Annotated in this window: 25 protein-coding genes; 12 read left to right on the plus strand and 13 right to left on the minus strand. The window is 70.5% G+C overall.

What is annotated here, in order from left to right; genetic code table 11:
* The first annotated feature begins 12 nt into the window (after positions 1–12).
* The 6 genes from xseA (at position 13) to J2Y42_RS17740 (ending at position 5,036) form a co-directional block, all read left to right on the plus strand.
* Positions 13–1,323, plus strand: a complete 1,311-nt coding sequence (gene xseA, locus J2Y42_RS17715) for an exodeoxyribonuclease VII large subunit (RefSeq protein ID WP_309861452.1) — start codon at positions 13–15, stop codon at positions 1,321–1,323.
* 1 nt (position 1,324) lies between these two features.
* Positions 1,325–1,612 carry an exodeoxyribonuclease VII small subunit gene (locus J2Y42_RS17720; protein WP_396427173.1) on the plus strand — a complete coding sequence of 96 codons (288 nt, stop codon included), beginning with the start codon at positions 1,325–1,327 and terminating at the stop codon, positions 1,610–1,612.
* Entirely contained in the window at positions 1,609–2,271 is a 663-nt protein-coding gene (locus J2Y42_RS17725; RefSeq protein WP_309861244.1) for a DUF4245 domain-containing protein, read from the plus strand. Before J2Y42_RS17720 ends, J2Y42_RS17725 begins: the two co-directional genes overlap by 4 nt.
* A 38-nt stretch (positions 2,272–2,309) precedes the next feature.
* The gene (locus J2Y42_RS17730; protein WP_309861455.1) at positions 2,310–2,906 is read left to right on the plus strand and encodes a carbonic anhydrase; all 597 of its coding nucleotides are present in this window, start codon (positions 2,310–2,312) and stop codon (positions 2,904–2,906) included.
* Positions 2,907–2,941: 35 nt separating this feature from the next.
* The gene (locus J2Y42_RS17735; RefSeq protein ID WP_309861247.1) at positions 2,942–4,348 is read left to right on the plus strand and encodes a class II fumarate hydratase; all 1,407 of its coding nucleotides are present in this window, start codon (positions 2,942–2,944) and stop codon (positions 4,346–4,348) included.
* A 109-nt stretch (positions 4,349–4,457) separates the two neighbouring features.
* Positions 4,458–5,036 (plus strand): AAA family ATPase, encoded by a 579-nt coding sequence (locus J2Y42_RS17740; RefSeq protein WP_309861249.1) that lies wholly within the window; start codon positions 4,458–4,460, stop codon positions 5,034–5,036.
* Between the two features lie 62 nt (positions 5,037–5,098).
* Here the strand turns inward: J2Y42_RS17740 and J2Y42_RS17745 are convergent, their stop codons facing one another.
* The 4 genes from J2Y42_RS17745 to J2Y42_RS17760 all read right to left on the minus strand — a co-directional run bounded on the left by J2Y42_RS17745 (position 5,099) and on the right by J2Y42_RS17760 (position 9,200).
* Entirely contained in the window at positions 5,099–5,587 is a 489-nt protein-coding gene (locus J2Y42_RS17745; RefSeq protein WP_309861251.1) for a MepB family protein, read from the minus strand.
* Between the two features lie 59 nt (positions 5,588–5,646).
* Positions 5,647–7,011 (minus strand): PhoH family protein, encoded by a 1,365-nt coding sequence (locus J2Y42_RS17750; protein ID WP_396427174.1) that lies wholly within the window; start codon positions 7,009–7,011, stop codon positions 5,647–5,649.
* A gap of 228 nt (positions 7,012–7,239) precedes the next feature.
* Positions 7,240–8,358 (minus strand): aminotransferase class V-fold PLP-dependent enzyme, encoded by a 1,119-nt coding sequence (locus J2Y42_RS17755; protein WP_309861255.1) that lies wholly within the window; start codon positions 8,356–8,358, stop codon positions 7,240–7,242.
* Positions 8,359–8,423: 65 nt separating this feature from the next.
* The gene (locus tag J2Y42_RS17760; RefSeq protein ID WP_309861457.1) at positions 8,424–9,200 is read right to left on the minus strand and encodes an isoprenyl transferase; all 777 of its coding nucleotides are present in this window, start codon (positions 9,198–9,200) and stop codon (positions 8,424–8,426) included.
* A 97-nt stretch (positions 9,201–9,297) separates the two neighbouring features.
* Between J2Y42_RS17760 and J2Y42_RS17765 the strand changes: the two genes are divergently transcribed.
* On the plus strand, positions 9,298–10,143 hold the full coding sequence (locus tag J2Y42_RS17765; RefSeq protein ID WP_309861259.1) for a hemolysin III family protein: 846 nt from the start codon (positions 9,298–9,300) through the stop codon (positions 10,141–10,143).
* Between the two features lie 27 nt (positions 10,144–10,170).
* Here the strand turns inward: J2Y42_RS17765 and J2Y42_RS17770 are convergent, their stop codons facing one another.
* On the minus strand, positions 10,171–10,623 hold the full coding sequence (locus J2Y42_RS17770) for an Lrp/AsnC family transcriptional regulator (RefSeq protein WP_309861262.1): 453 nt from the start codon (positions 10,621–10,623) through the stop codon (positions 10,171–10,173).
* 114 nt (positions 10,624–10,737) lie between these two features.
* Here J2Y42_RS17770 and J2Y42_RS17775 point away from each other — a divergent pair, with 114 nt between their 5' ends.
* Entirely contained in the window at positions 10,738–11,370 is a 633-nt protein-coding gene (locus J2Y42_RS17775; RefSeq protein WP_309861265.1) for a LysE family translocator, read from the plus strand.
* Positions 11,371–11,376: 6 nt separating this feature from the next.
* Here the strand turns inward: J2Y42_RS17775 and J2Y42_RS17780 are convergent, their stop codons facing one another.
* Positions 11,377–11,646, minus strand: coding sequence for a hypothetical protein (locus J2Y42_RS17780; RefSeq protein WP_309861267.1), 270 nt, complete (start codon positions 11,644–11,646; stop codon positions 11,377–11,379).
* Between the two features lie 192 nt (positions 11,647–11,838).
* Here J2Y42_RS17780 and J2Y42_RS17785 point away from each other — a divergent pair, with 192 nt between their 5' ends.
* Complete coding sequence (locus tag J2Y42_RS17785) at positions 11,839–12,249, plus strand: DUF4307 domain-containing protein (RefSeq protein ID WP_309861270.1); 411 nt, start codon at positions 11,839–11,841, stop codon at positions 12,247–12,249.
* Between the two features lie 109 nt (positions 12,250–12,358).
* The gene (gene greA / locus J2Y42_RS17790) at positions 12,359–12,850 is read left to right on the plus strand and encodes a transcription elongation factor GreA (protein WP_018191562.1); all 492 of its coding nucleotides are present in this window, start codon (positions 12,359–12,361) and stop codon (positions 12,848–12,850) included.
* Between the two features lie 97 nt (positions 12,851–12,947).
* On the opposite strand, the gene ilvA is transcribed toward greA, so the two are convergent.
* From ilvA to J2Y42_RS17825, 7 genes are all read right to left on the minus strand, one after another.
* Positions 12,948–14,210: a threonine ammonia-lyase gene (gene ilvA, locus J2Y42_RS17795; protein ID WP_309861275.1), complete on the minus strand. Its 1,263-nt coding sequence runs from the start codon at positions 14,208–14,210 to the stop codon at positions 12,948–12,950.
* Between the two features lie 50 nt (positions 14,211–14,260).
* A complete protein-coding gene (locus tag J2Y42_RS17800; RefSeq protein WP_309861278.1) occupies positions 14,261–15,523 on the minus strand; it encodes an AI-2E family transporter in 1,263 nt (420 codons plus the stop codon).
* A 115-nt stretch (positions 15,524–15,638) separates the two neighbouring features.
* Positions 15,639–16,238, minus strand: a complete 600-nt coding sequence (locus J2Y42_RS17805; RefSeq protein WP_309861281.1) for a hypothetical protein — start codon at positions 16,236–16,238, stop codon at positions 15,639–15,641.
* A 20-nt stretch (positions 16,239–16,258) separates the two neighbouring features.
* On the minus strand, positions 16,259–17,347 hold the full coding sequence (locus J2Y42_RS17810; RefSeq protein ID WP_309861284.1) for an ABC transporter ATP-binding protein: 1,089 nt from the start codon (positions 17,345–17,347) through the stop codon (positions 16,259–16,261).
* Between the two features lies 1 nt (position 17,348).
* Positions 17,349–18,221: an ABC transporter permease subunit gene (locus J2Y42_RS17815; protein ID WP_309861287.1), complete on the minus strand. Its 873-nt coding sequence runs from the start codon at positions 18,219–18,221 to the stop codon at positions 17,349–17,351.
* On the minus strand, positions 18,209–19,207 hold the full coding sequence (locus J2Y42_RS17820) for an ABC transporter permease subunit (RefSeq protein ID WP_020077223.1): 999 nt from the start codon (positions 19,205–19,207) through the stop codon (positions 18,209–18,211). The genes J2Y42_RS17815 and J2Y42_RS17820 overlap by 13 nt, the downstream gene beginning before the upstream one ends.
* Positions 19,186–20,322: an ABC transporter substrate-binding protein gene (locus tag J2Y42_RS17825; protein ID WP_309861290.1), complete on the minus strand. Its 1,137-nt coding sequence runs from the start codon at positions 20,320–20,322 to the stop codon at positions 19,186–19,188. The genes J2Y42_RS17820 and J2Y42_RS17825 overlap by 22 nt, the downstream gene beginning before the upstream one ends.
* A gap of 140 nt (positions 20,323–20,462) precedes the next feature.
* Here J2Y42_RS17825 and J2Y42_RS17830 point away from each other — a divergent pair, with 140 nt between their 5' ends.
* Positions 20,463–21,692, plus strand: a complete 1,230-nt coding sequence (locus J2Y42_RS17830; protein ID WP_309861293.1) for a DNA glycosylase AlkZ-like family protein — start codon at positions 20,463–20,465, stop codon at positions 21,690–21,692.
* Entirely contained in the window at positions 21,689–22,135 is a 447-nt protein-coding gene (locus tag J2Y42_RS17835; protein WP_309861296.1) for a hypothetical protein, read from the plus strand. Before J2Y42_RS17830 ends, J2Y42_RS17835 begins: the two co-directional genes overlap by 4 nt.
* The last annotated feature ends 126 nt before the right edge of the window (positions 22,136–22,261 follow it).

Raw genomic sequence — 22,261 nt, forward strand, 5'->3', positions numbered from 1 at the left:
TGGGAGACGGCGGTGAGCCAGACGACCACGGTCGCGATGCAGGCGGCGCCGCCGACCGTCGATGCTCCGTGGCCGGTCGCGCTGCTGAACAGCAAGATCAAGGGATGGATCGACCGGCTGGGCACGGCGTGGGTCGAGGGCGAGATCACGCAGTGGGGCATCTCCGGCGGAAACGTCTACGGAAAGCTCAAGGACCTCAACGAGGACGCCACGATCAGCTTCACGATCTGGTCGTCGGTCAAGGCGCGCATCCCGGCCGACCTGAAGCAGGGTGACCGTGTCGTGGCCGCCATCAAGCCCAACTTCTGGGTCAAGGGCGGCACGCTCACCATGCAGGTCTACGACATGAAGCACGTCGGCCTGGGCGACCTGCTCGAGCGGCTGGAGCGGCTGCGGCAGCAGCTCGCCGCGGAGGGCCTGTTCGCGGTCGAGCGCAAGAAGCGGCTGCCGTTCCTCCCCCACACCATCGGGCTGGTGACCGGCAAAGACTCCGACGCCGAGAAGGATGTGCTCCGCAACGCGCAGCTGCGCTGGCCGCAGGTGCGCTTCCGGGTGGTGCACGCGTCCGTCCAGGGCGAGCGCACCGTGACGGAGGTCGTCTCGGCGATCCGCGCATTGGATGCCGACCCCGAGGTCGAGGTCATCATCGTCGCTCGCGGCGGCGGCGACTTCCAGAACCTGCTCGGTTTCAGCGACGAGCGGCTGGTGCGGGCGGCCGCGGCCGCGCTCACGCCCATCGTCAGCGCCATCGGGCACGAGGCCGACCGGCCGCTGCTCGACGAGGTCGCCGATCTGCGCGCATCCACCCCCACGGATGCCGCGAAGCGCGTGGTGCCGGACGTCGCGGAGGAGTTGGCGCGCGTCCAGCAGGCGCGCGCTCGGATGGGTGTGCGTGTCACGCAGCGCATCGCGCATGAGCTCGACAGGATCGGGCACCTGCGCACGCGACCGGTGCTCGCCTCCCCCTCGTGGATCGTCGACGCGCGTGCCGAAGAACTCACCCGCTACGTCGCGCGCGGCACCGAGCTGGTCGGCCGCTGCGTCGAGCGCGAGACAACGCGCGTCGCCGAACTGCGCGGCCAGCTCCGCGCCCTGTCGCCGCAGGGGACGCTCGACCGCGGCTACGCGATCGTGCAGACGTCCGCGGGGCACGTCGTGACCGAGCCCTCCGAAGCGACCGCCGGAACGGAGCTGCGCGTCACCGTGTCGGGCGGCTCCTTCGCCGCGACGGCCGGGGACGAGCTCCCGTCGCCCGCGGGTCACGGAGCGTCGGCGTCCGCTGAGGCATCGTCGGCTCCAGCGGACCCTCAGCGGGACAAATAGAATGGACGTCATGCCCAGTTCCGAGACCGCCCCCGCGGGCGACCCGCTCAGCGCGCTCAGCTACGAAGAGGCGCGCGACGAGCTGATCCGCGTGGTCGGAGAGCTCGAACAGGGGTCGGCGACGCTCGAGGAGTCGATCGCCCTCTGGGAGCGCGGCGAGGCTCTCGCCCGCCACTGCGAGGAGTGGCTGATCGGCGCGAAGGCGCGACTCGACGCGGCGCGCTCGGGCGCAGGAGCCGCCTCGCAGTCGTCAGTAGCCGCACAGTCGTCAGAAGTCTCGGGCGGATGAGCCCCCGCAACAGCAAGCCGCCCGCGGTCGTCGCCGAGCTCGGCCGCCCGGAGACGCCCGAGGAGACGGCCGCCCGCAAGGCGCAGAACTCGGCGAACCACCGCAACCGTCAGACGATCAACAACCTGATCTACTCGCTGATCGCGACCCTCGCGCTCGTCGCCGTGATCGTGCTCGTCGTCCCGCGCGGCAACCCGACGGCGACCAAGCCGCCCGTCGACTACGCCGCCGTCGCGCAGGAGGCGCAGGGCAGCGAGCCGGACCGCCTGCTCGTGCCGCAGCTCCCCTCGACGTGGAAGTCGAACAACGCCGAGCTGCGCACCAAGACGGCGGACCGCGTCGACTCCTGGTACGTCGGGTTGATCACGCCCAAGGAACAGTTCATCGGCATCACACAGGGCTTCGGCGCGAATGACAGCTGGGTGTCCGACCAGGTCGCAAAGTCGCGCATCGCCGGCACCCGCGAGATCGACGGCGTGACCTGGGACGTCTACGACAACCGTGCGGGAGGGTCCGACGACGGGAACGTCGAGTACGCCCTCGTGACCCACGCCGGCGACAGCTCCATCATCGTCTTCGGCACCGCGATCGACGCCGAGTTCCGCACGGTGGCGTCGTCGCTGGCCGATCAGATCCGCTCACTCGGAGGAGGACAATAACCGTGCCCACCACGCGCCCCGGAAAGATCTGGAACGCCATGCTCGAGGGCAACGCCCGCTTCGTCGCGGGCGAGCCGCAGCATCCCCATCAGGATGTGGCCCGCCGCGAGGTGGTCGCCGGCGGCCAGGAGCCGGTTGCCGCCATCTTCGGATGCGCAGACTCCCGCCTCGCCGCCGAGATCATCTTCGACCTGGGGCTGGGCGACGCCTTCGTGGTGCGCAACGCCGGGCAGGTCGTCTCCGACTCGGTCGTCGGGTCGCTGGAGTACGCGGTGGCCGTCCTCAACGTCCCGCTCATCCTGGTGCTCGGGCACGACAGCTGCGGCGCGGTCGCCTCGGCCATCGCCTCCCAGGCCGCGGACGCCGAGCCGCTGCCCCCGCACATCGCCGACCTGATCGCCCCGATCGTCCCGGCCGTGCACCGTGTCGCCGGCCCGGGCGCGGTCGAGCCGTCCGCCGTCGACGCGTCGGCGGTGGGCCGCGAGCACCTGCGCGACACCGTCTCCGACCTGCTGGCGCAGTCAGAGATCATCTCTTCCGCGGTCGCCGAGAACACCCTCGCGATCGTCGGCGCCAACTACCGGCTCGCGGAGGGCCGGGTCGTCCCCGACGTCGTCGTCGGCATGCGCGACTGACACCAGCTCCCGCCAACAGAAAGGAAATACACACCGTGGTGGACACCCAGGCGGACGCCGAGTACCGCATCGAACACGACACGATGGGCGAGGTGCGCGTCCCGAAGGACGCCCTGTACAGCGCGCAGACGCAGCGCGCCGTCGAGAACTTCCCCATCTCGGGCGACGTGCTCGAGCCGGCCCAGATCGCCGCGCTGGCTCGCATCAAGAAGTCGGCCGCACTCGCGAACGCCCGCCTCGGCGTGCTCGACCACGAGATCGCCGACGCGATCGCCGCGGCCGCGGACGAGGTGGCGTCGGGCGCCCACAACGCCGAGTTCCCGATCGACGTGTACCAGACCGGTTCGGGCACCTCGTCGAACATGAACATGAACGAGGTGCTGGCGACGCTCGCCTCGCGCCGCCTGGGTCGTCCGGTGCACCCGAACGACCACGTGAACGCCTCGCAGTCGTCGAACGATGTCTTCCCGACCTCGGTGCACATCGCGGTGACGGGCGCGCTCATCGATGAGCTCATCCCGGCGCTCGACCACCTCGCGGTCTCGCTGGAGGCCAAGGCGGAGCTGTGGGCGGAGGCCGTGAAGAGCGGCCGGACGCACCTCATGGATGCGACCCCGGTCACCCTGGGTCAGGAGTTCGGCGGCTACGCCGCACAGATCCGCTACGGCATCGAGCGCATCCGCGCTGCCCTCCCCCGCGTCGCCGAGGTCCCGCTCGGCGGCACCGCGGTCGGAACCGGCATCAACACGCCGCTCGGCTTCCCGCAGCTCGTCATCGAGCTGCTGACGGACGAGACCGAGCTGCCGATCACCGAGGCGCGCAACCACTTCGAGGCACAGGCGAACCGCGACGCGCTGGTGGAGGCGTCCGGCGCTCTCCGCACCATCGCCGTCTCGCTGACCAAGATCTCGAACGACCTCCGCTGGATGGGCTCCGGCCCGAACACGGGCCTCGGCGAGCTGCACATCCCGGACCTCCAGCCCGGCTCCTCGATCATGCCCGGCAAGGTCAACCCGGTCATCCCGGAGGCCGTGCTCATGGTGGCCTCGCGAGTCGTCGGCAACGACGCGACGATCGCCTGGAGCGGCGCGTCGGGGCTGTTCGAGCTCAACGTCGCCATCCCGGTCATGGGCACCGCGCTGCTGGAGTCCATCCGGCTGCTCACGCAGGCCAGCCGCGTGCTCGCCGACAAGACGATCGACGGCCTCGAGGCCAACCTCGACCGCGCCCGCGCCTTCGCCGAGTCGAGCCCCTCGATCGTGACCCCGCTCAACCGGGTGATCGGCTACGAGGCCGCGGCGAAGGTCGCCAAGCACGCCGTCGCCAAGGGCATCACCGTGCGCGAGGCCGTCATCGACCTCGGCTTCGTCGAGCGCGGCGAGGTCACCCTCGACCAGCTGGACGCGGCCCTCGACGTCCTGTCGATGACTCACCCCGGCTGATCTGTCGAAGCGCTCCAGCCAACGGCTCCTGAGTTTTTCCCGCGACACGCCGTGCCGCGTGCGAAAAACTCAGGAGCTGTTTGCTTCGGCCCGCAACTAGGGTCGAGGGGTGTTGTCGTACGGGGATGCGCTGCCGGGGAGGCCGCGGCGGGTGGTCGTCGCCGGGGTGTCGGGCAGCGGTAAGACGACGCTCGCCGGGCGCATCGCGCAGCTGACCGGCGGACCGCACACCGAGATCGACGGACTGCGACACGGTCCCGGCTGGGAGCCGCGGCCGGAGTTTGTGGATGACGTACGTGCCTTCACCGCGGTCGACGCCTGGACGACCGAGTGGCAGTACTCCGCGGTCCGCGACCTGCTGGCCGAACGCGCCGACCTCCTCGTCTGGCTCGACCTGCCCTTCGCCCGGGTGACCCTGCCGCGCGTCGTGCGCCGGACGCTGCACCGCCGCATCCACCGCACGGAGCTCTGGAACGGCAATCGCGAGCCGCGCCTGCGCACGATCGTCCGCGACCCGGAGCACATCATCCGCTGGTCGATCTCGTCCCGCAACGTGTACGCGGAGCGGGTGCCGGCCGCCGAGCGCGCGCACCCGCACCTCGTCGTCGTGCGCCTGCGCTCGCCCCGCGAGGTCGCGCGCTGGCTCGCCGGCCCCCTGCGAGCCGCCACCGCAGCAAACAGCTCCTGAGTTTTTCGCGCAACACGCCGCCATTCGCGCGAAAAACTCAGGAGCGGATTGCGTGGGTCGCGTCAGAATAAGCGGCTCGCGGCGTCGAGGGCTCCCGGTGCGTCGTCGGTGAGCGGGAGGAACCACGCGCACTGCCAGCGCTGGGTCGCCGTGGCCTGCGGACTGGTCACCTCGGACCAGGGCGGATAGACCCGGAATCCGCGTTTGCCGCCCACATGGTCGACGGCCAGGACGCCGCGCGAAGCGAGCACCTCGCGCGGGAACACGAACGCCCCGAAGCCGCTCCCCTCTCGGGCGACGATCACGAGCTGCCGCTGATCGCCCGTGTCGAACGGCTCGGTACCGCCGTCGGCCGCACGCCGCCAGACGGCGACGAACAGCCCGCTCTTGCGGGGCGTCACCCGAGCCGCCCGGAACCGAACGAGACCGTCCGGTGTGTCGCACACGGCCGCGTCGTACCCGCCGTTCTCGCCCTCCGGTCGGAGCACACCGTGCGGAATGCCCAGAGCACCCATCACTCCCAGCACCCGCTGGATGTCGGCAGCAGTCATGCGCCCTCCCCCGTCACCATGGAGACGAGGGAGGGCGGCGATGTATGACGCGCGACGGGCTACGCGAGCTCGTTGGCCTCCAGCATCTCGGTGACGAGGGCCGCGATTGCGGAGCGCTCCGAGCGGCTCAGCGTGACGTGCGCGAACAGCGGGTGGCCCTTCAGCGTCTCGATCACGCTCGCGACGCCGTCGTGCCGGCCGACACGGAGGTTGTCGCGCTGGGCCACGTCGTGGGTGAGGATGACGCGCGAGTTCTGGCCGATCCGGCTGAGCACCGTGAGGAGCACGTTGCGCTCCAGCGACTGCGCCTCGTCGACGATCACGAATGCGTCGTGCAGCGACCGGCCGCGGATGTGCGTGAGCGGCAGGACTTCGAGGATGCCGCGGTCGAGCACCTCGTCCAGCACGTTCTGCGACACCAGCGCGCCGAGCGTGTCGAAGACCGCCTGGCCCCACGGGTTCATCTTCTCGCCCGCGTCGCCGGGCAGGTAGCCGAGCTCCTGGCCCCCGACCGCGTACAGCGGGCGGAACACCATGATCTTCTTGTGCTGCCGCCGCTCCAGCACCGCTTCGAGGCCGGCGCAGAGCGCGAGCGCCGACTTGCCGGTGCCGGCACGGCCGCCGAGCGAGAGGATGCCGATCTCCGGGTCGAGCAGCAGGTCGATCGCGAGCCGCTGCTCCGCCGAGCGCCCGTGCAGACCGAAGACGTCGCGGTCGCCGCGGACCAGCTTCACCTCGCCCTCGGCGACGACGCGGCCCAGGGCCGAGCCGCGGTCCGAGTGGATGACGAGGCCGGTGTTCACCGGAAGGTCCGCGGCCAGCTCGGTGCGCATCCACTCGTCTTCGTACAGCGCGGCCATCTGGTCGCTGCCGAGCGAGATGTCGGCGAGCCCGGTCCAGCCGGAGTCGACCACCTGCTCGTGCCGGTACTCCTCCGCGGCGAGGCCGATCGAGGCGGCCTTCACGCGCAGTGGCAGGTCTTTCGAGACGACGGTGACGTCGAGACCGTCGTTGGAGAGGTTGAGGGCGACCGCGAGGATGCGCGAGTCGTTGTCGCCGAGCTGCATGCCGCTCGGCAGCACGGACATGTTCGAGTGGTTGAGCTCCACGCGCAGCGAGCCGCCGTCACCGACGGGGATCGGGAAGTCGAGCCGTTCGTGCTCGACCCGCAGGTCATCGAGGTTGCGCAGCGCCTGCCGCGCGAAGTACCCCAGCTCGGGGTCGTTGCGCTTGCCCTCGAGCTCGCTGACGACGACGACGGGGATGACGACAGCATGCTCCGCAAAACGGAAGATGGCCTTCGGATCGGAGAGGAGGACGGACGTGTCGAGCACATACGTGCGCTCTTTCGTCTTCGCCGCTCCCGCTGCCTGACCGTTCGACCGGGTTGCTGCCTGTCGGGTTGCTGATTCCGCCACGACCACTCCCACCCCGCCGCTCCCTCGGGAGCCGGCGGATCTCACTGACGAGACGGCCGCTTGGTTTCGAGACGAACTTGTGTGGCCGTCTCGATCGGGCGCGGTGCCCGATGGGTCGAACCTACGCCCGGCCACCGACATCGGTTCGACCCCGGAGCCGCGTGTCGTGTTACGACGCGGTGAACAATCGCCCCCACTTCGGGCGTGCGCGCGGGGCTACTGCGGAAGCGCGCGTCAGGCCGCCGACGCGTACGAGGTGAACGCCGCCCGCAGCATGTCGAGCGTCTCCTCCGTCGTCCCCGCGTGCACGCTGATCCGCGCGTTCGTGGCACGCACCGAGGCCGTGACCCCGTGGTTGTGGAGGGAGGCACCGAGCACGGTCAGCTGCTCGGGCAGCGGCTCCAGCACGATCATCCCGGCGCGCTCGGCGGGGCTCCGCGAGGAGCTCACCGGCACGGCGAACTCGTCGGCGAGCTGCAGGACGCGCTCGACGTTGTCGGAGATCGCGGAGGAGATCGCGCTCACACCGACCGCATCCACCTCTTCGAGCGCCGCGGCGAAGCGCGCCTCCGCCACGAGGTCCGGGTTGGAGATCGAGAAGGCGCCGGCGCCGCGCACCGGCTCGAGCACCTCGTCCCACGGCTGCTGCGGCCCGGAGCCGGTCCAGCCGCTGAAGACGGGCGTCAGGTGGTCGATCGCGCGCTCGCTGAGCGCGAGGAATCCCGTGCCCCAGCCCGCGCGCATCCACTTCTGACCGCCCGACACGACGACGTCGGCCACCTCCCACGGGGCATCGACCACGCCGAAGCCCTGGATCGCGTCCACGATGAGCAGGCGATCGCCGATGACCTGCCGGATGCCGTCGATGTCGGCGAGGTAGCCGGTGCGCGAGTCGACGAGGCTCACCATCACCGCCGAGGTGCTGTCGGTCAGCTGCTCGCGGATGCGCGACGGCGTCACACGGCCGCCGTCGGTCTCCAGCCAAGTCGGCGTGATCACGCGAAGGGCCCGGGCGGCGCGCTCCGCGGCGTAAGTCAGGGACGGGAACTCGGACAGCGACAGCAGCACGTCGCCACCGGTCAGCCCGAACGCCGCGTGCAGCAGGCCGCTCGACGCGTTCGGCTGAAAGCTGACCTGGTCGGCCGGGAACCCGGTGAGGGCGCTGACGGCCTCGCGCACGCGCTCATCCTCGGTGCGCATCCGCTCGATGGTGCCGTAGCGCGCCTTGGAGAGGATCTCGTACTGCCCGATCGCCTCCGCGCGCACGGTCGCGGACAGCGGTCCGACCCGTCCGTAGTCCAGATATCCGGGCTCTTCGCCGAACCCGCGGGCGTACTCCTCGACCGTCGTCACCCTTCGATTCTGGCCGAAGCCGACCGGCTGCCGGAAATCGGTGACGAAACGAACCGAAGCCCCGGTCAGCCGCCGAAGCGGCGGTGCCGGCGCGAATAGTCGCGGACAGCGCGCAGGAAGTCGACCTCGCGGAGATCCGGTCCCAGCGCCTCCACGAAGTAGAACTCGCTGTGGGCGCTCTGCCAGAGCATGAAGTCGCTGAGGCGCTGCTCCCCCGACGTGCGGATGACGAGGTCGGGATCGGGCTGGCCGCCGGTGTAGAGGTGCTCGCCGATGAGGTCGGGCGTCAGGAGGTCGGCAAGGGTCTCCAGGCTCCCGCCGTCGGCGTGGTGCGCGGCCACGATACTGCGCATGGCGTCGGTGATCTCCTTGCGGCCGCCGTAGCCGACGGCGAGGTTGATGTGCATGCCGGTGTTCGCTGCGGTGCGCTTCTCCGCATCCGCCAGCGCCTGCAGCAGCCGGGGCGGGAGGCCCGTCGCCGACCCCACGTGCTTGACCCGCCAATCGCGGTAATGGGAGAGGTCGTCGGCCAGTTGGGCGATGATGTCGATCAGGTCGCCGAGCTCGCCGCTCTCGCGGTTGGTGAGGTTGTCGGACGAGAGCAGATACAGCGTGACGACCTGGATGCCGAGCTCGTCGCACCACTCCAGGAACTCGCGCATCTTCGCCGCGCCGGCGCGATGGCCGTGCGCGACGGTGGTCAAGCCGGCCTGCCGGGCCCACCGCCGGTTGCCGTCGATGATCATGGCGACGTGCTGCGGCAGCGACTCGCGATTGAGGTCGCGGCGGAGACGCTTCTGGTAGAGCCCGTACAGCAGCCCGCTGCCCTCCAGCCGGCCCATCCCCGGCCTTCCGCGTCTGCTCACGCTGCTACGTTAGCGCGGCCGACGGTGCCCGGCTCACAGCATCCGGCCACCCGTCCTCCCCTACTCTTGGTCTATGTCGCCCCGAGAGAGTCACAACCCCGGTACGACCGACGACCGCGAAGCCGATGAAGACGTCGCCGAGCTCCTCGCGGAGCCGACGGCCGACCTGAGCACCTCGGATGCGGCCGTTCAGGCGGACGAGCGCGAGGCGCGGGACGGCGGCCCTGATCTGCCGAACATCCCGCTGCTGGATGCCTCCCCCGCCTTCCCCGGCGAGGTCAAGCCGACCTGGCGCGGCTGGATCCACGCCGCGACGTTCCCGGTGGCGATCGCGGCCGGAATCGTCCTGATCTGCCTCGCCCACGGAGCGCCCGCCAAGTGGGCGTCCGCCGTGTTCATGCTGACCTCGATGCTGCTGTTCGGAAACTCCGCCCTGTACCACCGCTTCAACTGGCGGCCGCGCACCAAGATCATCCTCAAGCGCATCGACCACGCGAACATCTTCCTGCTGATCGCTGGGACCTACACGCCGCTCGCCGTGCTCGCGCTGCCGCCGGAGAAGGGCATCCTCCTGCTCACGCTGGTGTGGGCCGGCGCCCTCATCGGCATCGGTTTCCGCGTGTTCTGGATCAGCGCGCCCCGCTGGCTGTACGTGCCCATCTACGTGGCACTCGGCTGGGCGGCGATGATGTACATCGTCGACCTCGTCGACGCCAACGTCGCGATGATGGTGCTCGTGCTCGTGGGCGGCTTGATGTACACCGCGGGCGCGGTCATCTACGGCATGAAGCGGCCGAACCCCTTCCCCGGGCGCTTCGGCTTCCACGAGATCTTCCACACGCTGACCGTGCTGGCGTTCCTCTGCCACTGGACGGCGACGCTGCTGATCGCGATGCACCCCGCGTACAACGCGGGCTGAGACCCGCCGCGATCGGGCGGCGCGGGATCAGGTGGGCAGCGCCCGCCGTCCGGTCACCTGCTTCATGACCAGCGTCGAGGACAGCTTGCGGACGCCGGGGAGCGATCCGAGCGGCCCGTCGAACAGCTCCTGGTACCCGGTGAGGTCGGCGGTCAGCACCCGCAGCATGTAGTCCGGATCGCCGAAGAGGCGCTCGGCCTGCACGATGTTCGGGATGGCGAGCACACCCTCCTCGAAGGCCCCGACGGTCTCCGGGTCGGTGCGGTCGATGGTGACGAACACGATCGCCTCGAAGTCGAGTCCGACCGCGGCCGGCGACACCACGGCGCGGTACTGCTCGATCACGCCGGCGCGCTCCAGTTCGCGCACGCGGCGGTGGCACGGTGACAGCGTCAGGCCGACGCGTGCGGCCAGGTCGGTGAGGCTGAGCCGACCGTCCTCCTGCAGCGCAGCGAGGATCTCCCGGTCGATGGCATCCATGCAGCAGATTCTTCCACGGACGGACGCGGAACGCACGAAAGTCGCAAGCACTTTCGGCCGCTCACGCCATAGCTTTCCGGTAGACCGCAGAGCGCGGACGGAGGGAGGACGGCGATGGATCCGGCACTGGTCTTCGGCTTCTGGGGAGTGGCCGCGCTCCTCGTCTGCACGCCGGGAGCCGACTGGGCGTACGCGGTGACGGCCGGGCTCGGCGGCCGGACGCTCCTGCCCTCGATCGGCGGCATCCTGTTCGGGTACCTGGTGGTGGTCGTCGCGGTCGCGGTCGGGCTGGGCGCGCTCGTCGCCGCCAACCCGGTGCTGCTCGACGCGCTCACCGTAGGCGGCGCGCTGTACCTGCTCTGGCTCGGGATCAGCGGGCTAATGCGATCGGCGGCGCCGTTGACCGCGCAGACCGGCACGGAGACAAGCGGTGCGTCCTCGGTGGGGTCGTTCCTGCGGGGCGCCGGCGTGAGCGGCTTCAACCCGAAAGGGCTGCTCGTGCTGGTCGCGCTCGTGCCGCAGTTCACCTCGTCGCACGGCGGTTGGGCCCCGGCGGCGCAGATGCTGATGCTCGGCGGCCTGTTCGTCGCGACGTGTGCGGTCGTCTACCTGACCGTAGCGGTGCTCGCCCGCCGGCTGCTGGCGGCGCGTCCGCGCGGAACCGTGATCATGGCCCGTGTCTCCGCGATCGCCATGACGCTGATCGGCGTGGCCCTGCTCGCCGAGCGGGTGGCGCAGGCGTTCTGAGCGGCGCTACGGGCGGTCGGACCCGTCAAACCCATCGCCGCGGCGCTCCGCCTCTTCCGCATCCAGCTTCTCGGCGATCTCGGCGCGATAGCGCACGCGACGGATGCGGCGCACCATGTCGAGCACGAGAAGGACGACGACCACGGCCAGCAGGAACGTGACGACGAACCCGAGCACGCCGGGCGTGACCGAATCGTCGTCGGGGGTGCCGGACGGCGTGGGCGTCGGGGTGGCGGCCAGCCAGACGGAGGCGCGCAGCAGGCTGTCGGCGATCACGCACGCACCCCGGGGAAGAGGTCGGTCTCGGGCATCTCGGTCTCCACTTTCGAGTCGATGAGCTGGAACCCCTCCATCGGCCGGCGGGCGGCAGCATTCACAGCTTTCTCTCCTAGTCTGGACTCAGCCTACCGTCGCCCGACGGAGGGCTCCTGAGCGGAAGGCGGGGCTGGACGGCATGGCGGTGCACGCATGACGACGACCCACCGCGTCCCCACGCTCGACACCCGCTACGGCCGCACGCCGCAGCGCAAGCGGCGCGACCGCTGGCTGCTGATCTTCGGGGCGATCGCCGCGGTCGCCATCGCCACGGTCTGGGCGTTCTGGGCCGGCTGGGACAACGATCAGGCGAACCTCGAGACCACCGACACCGCCTACACGATCCCCGACGACAGCCACGTCGACATCTCGTTCTCGATCAACGCGCCCGTCGGCACCCCGGTCACGTGCGCCCTCCAGGCCCTCAACGAGGACTTCGCGATCGTCGGCTGGCGCATCGTCGAATACCCCGGTTCCGCGAGCCGGTTGACCGCCCACACCGAGTCGATCCGCACGATCATGAAGCCCAACACGGGTTTGATCAACACCTGCTGGCTGTCCTAGTATTGTGCGGATACGCCCCGGCCGTGGCCGGGGCGTCGACTTTAGCACCGGTACCGAACCGGACCATCAGCCGAGGCGGCTCATAGCCGCAGGCGCGAAGGAGTTCATCATGTCTCAGGAGTCTCAGGTCACGTTTCTGACCCAGGACGCGTACGACCGTCTCTCGGCCGAACTCGAGGAGCTCAGCGTCAACGGCCGTAACGAGATCGCGAAGCGCATCGAGGCGGCCCGCGAGGAGGGCGACCTCAAGGAGAACGGCGGCTACCACGCGGCCAAGGACGAGCAGGGCAAGATCGAGGCCCGCATCGTCCAGCTGACCAACCTGCTGCGGAGCGCCACCGTCGGCGCGGCGCCGGAGAGCCACGGCGTGGTCGAGCCGGGCACCGTCATCACCGCGACCATCGCGGGCGACGAGAGCGTGTTCCTCATCGGAAACCGCGAGATCGCGGCCGGCACCGACCTCCCCGTCTACAGCGAGCAGAGCCCGCTCGGCGCGGCCATCCTGGGCCTCAAGGTCGGCGACAAGACGGAGTACACGGCTCCGAACGGCCGTCAGATCGCCGTCGAGGTCACCAAGGTCGAGACCTACACCGGCCAGTAAGCCGCACCCCCGCATCCACGCGAACAGCTCCTGAGTTTTTCCGCCGTTTCACCGCGAAACGGGCAAAAAACTCAGGAGCTGTCGGCGTGTGTGGGGGCTACTCGTCGTCGACGACGACGGGGTCGTAGCCGGCGGCGCGGAGCGCGTCGATGACGTGCCGGCGGTGGTCGGTGCCGCGCGTCTCGACGCTCACGTTCAGCTCGACCTGGGTGATCTGCATCCCGCGCCCGTGCCGGGTGTGCAGCACCTCGACCACGTTCGCGTTGACGCCCGCGAGGATCTCGGCGATGCGCGCCAACTGGCCGGGGCGGTCCGGGAGCATGATCGTCAGCTTGAGGTAGCGGTCGGAGGCGGCGAGACCCTGGCTGATCACGCGCTGCATGAGCAGCGGGTCGATGTTGCCGCCGGAGAGGATGGCGACGGTCGTGCCGTCGGCGGTGACCGACCCGGCGAGGATGGCGGCGACGCCGGCCGCTCCTGCTGGCTCGACCACGAGCTTGGCGCGCTCCAGGAGCACCACCATGGCACGGGCGATGTCGTCCTCCGACACCGTGACGATCTCATCCACCGCCTCCCGGATGATCTCGAAGTTGAGCGCGCCCGGGCGCCGCACGGCGATGCCGTCGGCGATCGTGCCGGTGAGGGAGATGTCGGTCGGCTCCCCCGCCGCGAGTGACGGCGGGTAGGCGGCTGCGTTCGCCGCCTGCACGCCGACGATGCGGACGGTCCGCCCGGTGACCGCCGCGCGCTGCTTGATCGCGCTGGCGACGCCGGAGATGAGTCCGCCTCCGCCGATCGGCACGACGACGGTCGAGACGTCGGGGACGGCGTCGAGGATCTCGAGCCCGAGCGTCCCCTGCCCCGCGACCACGTCGGGGTGGTCGAACGGCGGGATGAGCACGGCGCCCGTCTCGGCGGCGAAATCGGCGGCGGCCTGCAGCGTCTCGTCGACGATGCTGCCGCTGAGCACCACGTCGGCACCGTAGGCGCGCGTGGCCTGGAACTTGGGGATGGCGACGCCCACCGGCATGAAGATCGTCGCGTGGATGCCGAGCTCCCGGGCCGCGAAGGCGACGCCCTGCGCGTGGTTGCCCGCGGAGGCGGCGACGACGCCGCGTGCGCGCTCCTCGGCGCTCAGCTTCGACATCCGGTTGTAGGCGCCGCGGATCTTGTAGGAGCCGGTGCGCTGAAGGTTCTCGCATTTGAGGAGCACGGGGGCGCCGAGGATCTCGGTCAGGAACCGCGATGACTCCATCGGCGTCGGCTGGGCGACGTGGGCGACGATGGCGCGCGCAGCCTCGAACTCGTCCAGGCTGGGGCCTGCGAACGGGGTGCGCGTGTGTTCGGTCGCGGTTGCCACGCGCTCAGCCTAGCGGCGCTCGTATGCCGGCGACTGTATGCGTGCTCGCGCTACGACCGCGCGGGCGGGCGGCGCACCGGCCGAGGGACCGTCTCCCAGATCGCCCGCTCCGGCGGCGTGTAGTTCTCCGGCGGCACGTTCCGCCAGACGCCGCTCGCGATGTAGTGCACCATCACGTTCAGCACGGCGACGAAGGGCACGGCGAACAGGGCGCCGGGGATGCCGGCCAGCAGCGATCCGGCCGCGACGGCGAGCACCACGGCGAGCGGGTGGACCTTCACGGCGCTGCCCATGATGAGCGGCTGCAGGATGTGTCCCTCGATCTGCTGCACCAGCAGCACGACGCCGAGCATGATCAGCGCGAACACCCAGCCCTTGAAGACGAGCGCGATGAAGATCGCGAGCGCTCCGGTGACGACGGCGCCGACGACCGGGATGAACGAGCCGAGGAACACGAGGACCGAGATCGGGATGACGAGCGGCAGCCCGAGGAAGAACGCCCCGAGGCCGATACCGAGCGCGTCGATCGACGCGACCAGCACCTGGACCTTCGCGAAGTTCTTCAGCGTCACCCAGCCGGCCTGGCCGGCCCCGTCGATCGCAGCGCGCGACCGCTTCGGGAAGACGCGGACGATCCACCCCCAGATGCTCCGGCCGTCGATGAGGATGAAGATGGTGCTGAACAGCACGAGCAGCGCCCCGGCGAAGACGTGCCCGAGGGTGGAGCCGACCGATAGCGCGCCCGAGAGGAACACCTGGCCGTCCTGCTGGATCGACTTCCCGATCGAGGCGAACGCGTTGCTGATCTGGTCGGGACTGAGCCCGAGCGGTCCGCTCGTCAGCCAGGCCTGCAGGTCGTTGAAGGAGGCGACGGACTGCTTCTGCAGCTCCCCGCTCTGCCGCGTCACCTGCCAGATCGCCAGGTACAGCAGACCGCCGACGACGACGATCAGCGTGATCAGCACGACCACGATCGCCAGCCACTTCGGCCAGCGATGCCGCACCAGGAAGTCCTTGAACGGCACCAGCAGCCCCGCCAGCAGCACCGCGATGAGCACGGGGATGACGATGAGCTTCAGCTGGATGATCAGGAAGATGACGACGGCGAGGACCGCGCCGATCACCAGCAGCCGCCACGACCACGCACCGGCGATGCGCATCCCGCGCGGGACCGTCTCGTCGGCGGACTCGATCGGCTCACCGAGTTCTCGGCGGCGGCGCTGGAACCAGGCGCGGGCCGGTGCGCGGTTGGCCTCGGGGCCGGCTCCGGGCGCAGTCGTGGGCGACGGGACGGGGCGGTCGATGTCGGACATGACCGTCAGTGTAGGCCGCGGCTCCGTTCCTTCGCCGAAACGCCGCCGCGGCTCCCGGCCCCTTGACAGCCGGACGGATCAGGGGATGCTGCGGGCACGGGTGAGGCCCGCCAGCTCAGAGCTGCAGGATCAGCGGCGGATACTCGATGGCCGTCCGGTACCACTGCCACGTGGCCCCGCCGGTCTGCTGGATGGAGGCGTACGTCACCTGCGTCGGCGGCACCTGTTTCAGCCCGACCACGACGGCGACGTTCCCGTTGACCGTCCGCGGACCGAGGCCGGTCGGCGTCGTGCCGCCGGCGAACCCGCCGACCGTGAGGTTCACGCTGCCGTTCGCCGCGATGACGAAGGTGACGACGTAGTCGCCGACCGCCGTCGCCCCGTAGTCGCCTGGCGTGAAGTGCACCGAGACGCCCGGCCCGCCGGACGGTGTCGGGCGGTACGTGAACGACGCGTACGGAGTGCCGGTCGTGTCCGTCTGCATGATGTCGGACGCGATGAGCGTCAGGTTGGTCCGTCCCTTCCCCACGGTGTGCGTGGGGCTGATGGTGTCGATGGGGCGGTACCAGGGGAAAGTGATGACATCGTGCACCGAGATGCGGTGCGCGATGTCCGTGAGGGACTGGGTCTTCTCGAACGTTGCGGGATCGATCTGCACAGCGACTTCTGCGTCCTCCCCCGCACGCCCACCCCGATTCGGAGTCTCGCTGGACATGCGCGGACTCTACTCCGCGGTCAGCGCGCCGGGACTGCCCCATTTCCGGCGTCGCGCGGTGCGATGGTGACCGGAGAGCCCGTGAGCCCCACGGCAACGCGCTCGCCCGGTTCCGGCCGCTCGCGGGCGCCGTGCTGCAGGGAGAGCTCGGTGCCGTCCTCCAGGCGGACGCGCGTGCGGCGCAGGGCGCCGAGGAAGCTCGTCGTGAGCACGACCGCGGGGATGCCGCCGCCGGCGAGCACCACATCCTCCGGCCGCAGGTAGGCGGTCACCGGGCCGTCGACCGCGTCGGAGGCGAGCGGCACCTCGTGCCCGAGGACGGTGAGCCGCCCGCCGGCGACCACGCCGTCCACCCGATTCGTCAGGCCGACGAACTCCGCGACGAACGCGGTCGCGGGGCGGTGGTACAGCTCCTCCGGGCTGCCGATCTGCTCGATCCGACCCGCGCGCATCACGGCGACCCGGTCGGCGACGGCGAGCGCCTCCTCCTGGTCGTGCGTGACGAAGAACGTGGTGATGCCCAGCTCGGTCTGGATGCGGCGGATCTCATCCCGGAGCTGGACCCTGACCTTCGCGTCGAGCGCCGACAGCGGTTCGTCGAGCAGCAGGACGCGCGGCTCGGTGACGAGTGCGCGGGCGAGGGCGACGCGCTGCTGCTGGCCGCCGGACAGCTGGTGCGCGTACCGGCCCGCGTGGTGGTCGAGCCCGACCAGCTCGAGGGCCTCCGCGGCGCGGCGGCGGCGGTCCGCGGGGGCGACCTTGCGCATCCGCAGCCCGAACTCGACGTTCTGGCCCGCGGTGAGGTGCGGGAACAGCGAGTACGACTGGAACACCATCCCCAGGTCGCGTCGGCTGGTGGGCTCGTCGGTGACGTCGCGGCCGTCGATGAGGATGCTGCCGCTGTCCACCCGCTCGAGTCCGGCGAGCGAGCGGAGCGCGGTGGTCTTTCCGCACCCGCTCGGGCCGAGGAGGGCGATCAGCTCCCCCGGCGCGGCCTCGAGGTCGAAGCCCGACAGGCCGACGCCGCCGCCGAAGTCGCGGACGAGGTCGCGCAGCTCGACGGTGGAGCCGGTGCGGGAGGCGAGGAGCGGGGTCTCGAGGGCGGTCATGTCAGCCTTTCGCGGTGCGGCGCCGGACGCTCACGAGGCGGTCGACGACGACGAGGAGGACGAACGCGAACACCAGCGCGAGGAGCGCGAAGATGACCGCGACGAAGGGGTCGGACTGCGACACCAGCAGCAGGGAGGTCTGCAGGTTGACGCGGGAGAGCAGCGAGGCGATGGTGAACTCGCCCAGCACGACGGCGACGGAGAGCGCGGAGGCGGCGAGGATGCCGCGGCGCAGGTTCGGCACGAGGACGCGCCAGAACACCGTCCACCAGCCGGCGCCGAGCGACCGGGCGGCCTCGCTGAGCGTGATCATGTCGACGGCGGCGACGTTGCTCTGGATCGCGCGGTAGGCGTACGGCAGCACGGTGATGCCGTACGCGAAGGCGAGTGTCCAGGCGCCGGAGCCGAAGACCTCGGTCACGACCGCGTAGGTCGGAGCGAGCCCGACGACCATCACGATCGCCGGGATCATGATCGGCAGCAGGCAGATCCCCTCCAGCAGCCTGCGCAGCTTCGGGAACCGCAGTTCGACGAGCACGATCGTCGGCAGCAGCACGAGGAGGACGATCGCGACCGTGACGACGGCGAGCACGAGCGAGTTGCCGAGGCCCTGGTAGACGCGGTCGTACCGGGTCGTCTCGCCCGAGAACACGGCCACCCAACGGTCGAGGTTGTACACGCCGGGCTTTGCGGTGCGCAGGGTGAACTCGACCATCGAGAACAGCGGGATGAGAAAGAACAGCCCGAGTACCGTCCAGATCACGGCGCGGACGACGGGACCGGGTCCGAGCCGCAGCTCGGGCGCGCGACGGCGGATCGGGCGCGGGCGGGCGGCGCGGGGTCGCGTCTCGATCGCGCGGCTCATCGCTGCCACCGCGCCGTCCGTCGCACCAGGGCCGAGTAGCCGAGCATGACGACGACCATCACCAGCAGCATCCCGAGAGCCATCGCCCCGGCCAGGTTCGCCCGGCCGAGCACGGTCTCGCTGATGAGCGCCTGCCGGATCTGCAGCGAGACGATGTTGTTCGCCTGGCCGACGAGGGCCGCGGCCGTCGCGTACGACGAGAACGCGTTGGCGAACAGCAGCAGCAGGCTGCCGAGGAACGACGGGAGCAGGATGGGGCCGCCCACGCGCGTCCAGTACGTCCAGCGGCTGCCGCCGAGCGTCGCCGTCGCCTCCAGCCACTGCGGGCGGAGTCCCTCCAGCGCAGGCATGAAGGTGATGACCATCAACGGGATCTGGAAGTAGAGATACGGGAGGATGAGGCCGGGCACCGTGTAAAGCCAGACCCCGTTCTCGTAGATGTTGATGTGCGCGACGTTCCGCAGCAGCACCGTCACCAGGCCCTGCGCGCCGATCGTGGCGATGAAGGCGAAGGCGAGCATGACGCCGCCGAACTGGGCGAGGACGCTGCTGGCCGAATCCACCAGGGAGCGGGTCACGCCGCCGGACCGCGAGCGGAGCAAGGCGAAGCAGAGCGCGGCTCCGGCGATCGCACCGACGACGGCGGTCACGGCCGAGAGCCAGAACGCGCCGAAGAAGGAACCGGCGATGGCCGGCTCGGCGAGACCGGTGAGGTTCGCCCAGGTGAAGCGGCCGGCGTCGTCGAGGAACCCGCTGCCCACCGCGACGACGGTCGGGATGGCGAGGAACACGATGACGTAGAACGCGAACGGGGTCAGCCCCAGCACGGCGGCCGCGCCCGTCCGGCGGCGGCGTGCCGGCCGCTCGACAGCGGGCCGGGCCGACGACGGCCGCCGCCGGGTCTCCGTCTCGGAGACTCCGGCGGCGGTGCGTCCGACCGCAGGCGCCGCGGCGCCTGTGACGGTCTCGGTCATCAGCCGACCGCGTTCGCCCACTTGGCGTTCAGCAGGGTGCCGGCGTCGGTGGCCTGCTTGTCGCTCATGACGGCCACCTCATCCAGCTTGCCCGGGAACTCGTCCTTGTCGAGCGTCCCGGCCTTCTCCATCGCGTCGACGCGCGCCGGGTAGGCGCCGCCCTTCAGCCATGCGTTCTGGGCGGCGTCGCTGTAGAGGTACTCCTCCCAGAGGCGCGCGGCCGCGGGGTGCGGGGCGTCCTTGTTGATGGCCTGGTTGTAGTAGCCGACGTACGCGGTGCCCGGGAGCACGACGTATTTCCAGTTCACGCCGCCGCCCTTGATGGTGTCGGAGGTGGCGTAGCCCTTCTGGTTGAACGACCAGTCGAGCAGCACCGGGGTCTCACCCGAGGCGATGGTGTTCGGCTTGCCGTCGGCGGCGTTCCAGTTGCCGGCCTTCTTCAGCTTGGTGAACCAGTCGATGCCGGGAGTCAGGTCGTCGAGCGTCCCGCCGTTCTGCAGGGTGGCGTATGCGACGGCGCCGGCCGCTGCCGCCGCCTGGGTCGGGTTGCCGTTGAGCGCGACCGCGCCCTTGAACTCCGGCTTCAGGAGGTCGCCGAACGACTTCGGAGCGGTCTTGATCTTGTTGGCGTCGTAGCCGACCGCCATGACGCCGTAGTAGCCGACCTTCCAGAGGCCGTCCTTCTCCTTCTGGTTGTCGGGGATGTCGTCCCAGCCGGTCGGCTTGTACGGCGCGAAGTACTCGGTGTTCGCGAGCGCGACCGAGGAGCCGACGTCGAAGGTGTCCGGGGCGGTGTCCTGGCCCTTGAGCTTCTTGGCGGCGTCGATCTCCTCCTGGCTGGAGGCGCTGTCCTGGCTCGGGTTGATCGTGATGCCGTACTTCTTGGTGAAGCCGTCGAAGATCTCCTGGTAGTTCGCCCAGTCGCCCGGCGTCGCGATGATGTTGAGGCTGCCCTCCTTCTTCGCGGCCGCGACCAGCGCGTCCATCCCGCCGGCCGACGCGACGTCGGTGGCGGAGTTGATCTTCGCGGTGTCTGCGGTGCTGGCGCTCGCGCCACCGGAGCAGGCGGAGAGCGAGAGTGCGACGACGGCGGCCGCGGCGGCGAAGCCGGCGACACGTGCGCGCTTGTTGATCACGGGTTTCCTCCAGTGCAAGGTGTCGACCGGGCGGAGCGCCCGGACGTGGTCACGGTAGGAAGGCCAGGCGTCCGGGCGGTCGCGTGCCGGTGACGCGGCGGTGAACGTCCGGTGTCCGGGGTTGTCGATAGGGTCGTCGCGTGGTCGAACAGGTCTCCCCCGCACTCGCACGTCGCATCGCGCTGGCCGCGCAGGGCTTCGGCCGGCCGCATCCCGACGCGGTCGGCACCCGGCAGCTCAACGGGCTGATGGACCGCCTGCGGCTGCTGCAGATCGACTCGGTCAACGTCTTCGAGCGCAGCCACTACCTCCCCGCGTTCGCACGCCTGGGCGCCTACGACCGCGGCCTCCTCGACCGGCTCACCTTCGACGCGCGCGGCCCGTACACCGAGTACTGGCCGCACGAGGCCGCCTTCATGCGCACGGAGGACTGGCCGCTGTTCGCCTGGCGCATGCGCGACTACCGCGCCCGGTACGGCGGCCCGGGGAGCTGGTTCGACGTCAACGAGAGCACGGTCGAGTGGCTGCGCGGCGAGCTCGCCGAGCGCGGCCCGCTGGTCGCCGGCGACATCGAGCACGATGCCAATCACCGCACCGGACCGTGGTGGGGCTGGTCGGAGGTCAAGCGCGCACTGGAGCGGATGTTCCTGTTCGGCGAGGTGGCGATCGCCGGGCGCACCCGGTTCCAGCGCCGCTACGGGCTGGCCGCCGACGTGCTGCCGGCGAGCGTGCTGGAGCAGACCGTGAGCGATGAGGACGCGATCCGGGAGCTCCTGCGCCGGGCCGCCGTCGCGCACGGCATCGGCACCGCGCGCGACTTCGCCGACTACTACCGCATCAAGGGCCCGCGCGTCGCCGTCGCCCTGCAGGAGCTGGAGGATGCGGGCGAGCTCGTCCCCGTCCAGGTGCCCGGCTGGGAGAGCGCCGGCCGGCCGCTGCGCGCGTGGATGCACCGCGACGCCCGCAAGCCGCGGCAGATCGAGGCCGCGGCACTGCTGTCGCCGTTCGACCCGGTGGTCTGGTACCGCGACCGGGCGCTGCGGATGTTCGGCTTCCACTACCGCATCGAGATCTACACGCCGGCGCCGAAGCGCGTGTACGGGTACTACTCGCTGCCGATCCTGCTCGACGACGCCCTGGTCGGGCGCATCGACCTGAAGAGCGACCGGCAGGCGGGCGTCCTGCGCGTGCAGTCGGCGTGGACGGAGCCGGGCGCTCCCCCGGCGACGATCGACCGGCTCCTCCCGCTGCTGGATTCGACGGCCGCGTGGCAGGGACTGGAGCGCGTCGAGGTGGCCGACGGTGCGCGCGGCGACCTCGCGCCGCTCCTCGCGGGCGCGCTGCGGGCGGGGGTAGGGTTCGGGGCATGACGACGTCACCACTGGACTATCTGGATCAGGACGGGGCCGACGAGGCCGACTACGAGACGCCGATGCGCGAGCTGTACGCGTACCACGACGGCGACACCTGGCTCGACGGGATCGTCACCGGGGTCAGGCCGCACGCGGCCGCCGACGGCGGTGCGCTGGTGCAGTTCGACGAGCGGCTGTGGGTTCCGGCCCGCGAGGTGCGGCAGTCGGATCACTACGTCGCCGTGCTGCTCAATCCGGACTCCGAGGTCTACGCCGAGGTCATCCAGTCGCTGGTCGACGGGCAGCCGAAGGACGTCATCCGCGACGTCTCGATCGTGGGCGACGACAATGTGGGCACCGAGTGGCGGCCGATCGACGAACCGCGCACGGGCTCGCGCGTCCGCTACCGCTACACGGGCACCGCCGAGCTGCCGGTCTCCGACGAAGAGGCGAGCGCGTAGCGGTCTCGCCGGGCCGCCTGCGTCGGAGCTCCGCCACCTCCCGTCGGAGATCCCGCCGCATCCGCCCCGGATCTCCATCCGCACCGCGGTGCGTCGGAGATCTGCGGCGGTTTCACCTACGGAAGC

Origin of the sequence: Leifsonia sp. 1010 (assembly GCF_031455295.1) — a bacterium.
Classification (GTDB): domain Bacteria; phylum Actinomycetota; class Actinomycetes; order Actinomycetales; family Microbacteriaceae; genus Leifsonia.

Coding starts and splice junctions, on each gene's coding strand:
- J2Y42_RS17805 (WP_309861281.1), bottom strand. CDS start 16,238: ATGTCCAGCGAGACTCCGAATCGGGGTGGGCGTGCGGGGGAGGACGCA.
- J2Y42_RS17725 (WP_309861244.1), top strand. CDS start 1,609: ATGAGCCCCCGCAACAGCAAGCCGCCCGCGGTCGTCGCCGAGCTCGGC.
- J2Y42_RS17745 (WP_309861251.1), bottom strand. CDS start 5,587: ATGACTGCTGCCGACATCCAGCGGGTGCTGGGAGTGATGGGTGCTCTG.
- greA (WP_018191562.1), top strand. CDS start 12,359: ATGTCTCAGGAGTCTCAGGTCACGTTTCTGACCCAGGACGCGTACGAC.
- J2Y42_RS17800 (WP_309861278.1), bottom strand. CDS start 15,523: ATGTCCGACATCGACCGCCCCGTCCCGTCGCCCACGACTGCGCCCGGA.
- J2Y42_RS17775 (WP_309861265.1), top strand. CDS start 10,738: ATGGATCCGGCACTGGTCTTCGGCTTCTGGGGAGTGGCCGCGCTCCTC.
- J2Y42_RS17760 (WP_309861457.1), bottom strand. CDS start 9,200: ATGGGCCGGCTGGAGGGCAGCGGGCTGCTGTACGGGCTCTACCAGAAG.
- J2Y42_RS17720 (WP_396427173.1), top strand. CDS start 1,325: ATGGACGTCATGCCCAGTTCCGAGACCGCCCCCGCGGGCGACCCGCTC.
- J2Y42_RS17835 (WP_309861296.1), top strand. CDS start 21,689: ATGACGACGTCACCACTGGACTATCTGGATCAGGACGGGGCCGACGAG.
- J2Y42_RS17810 (WP_309861284.1), bottom strand. CDS start 17,347: ATGACCGCCCTCGAGACCCCGCTCCTCGCCTCCCGCACCGGCTCCACC.
- J2Y42_RS17765 (WP_309861259.1), top strand. CDS start 9,298: ATGTCGCCCCGAGAGAGTCACAACCCCGGTACGACCGACGACCGCGAA.
- J2Y42_RS17730 (WP_309861455.1), top strand. CDS start 2,310: ATGCTCGAGGGCAACGCCCGCTTCGTCGCGGGCGAGCCGCAGCATCCC.
- J2Y42_RS17785 (WP_309861270.1), top strand. CDS start 11,839: ATGACGACGACCCACCGCGTCCCCACGCTCGACACCCGCTACGGCCGC.
- J2Y42_RS17770 (WP_309861262.1), bottom strand. CDS start 10,623: ATGGATGCCATCGACCGGGAGATCCTCGCTGCGCTGCAGGAGGACGGT.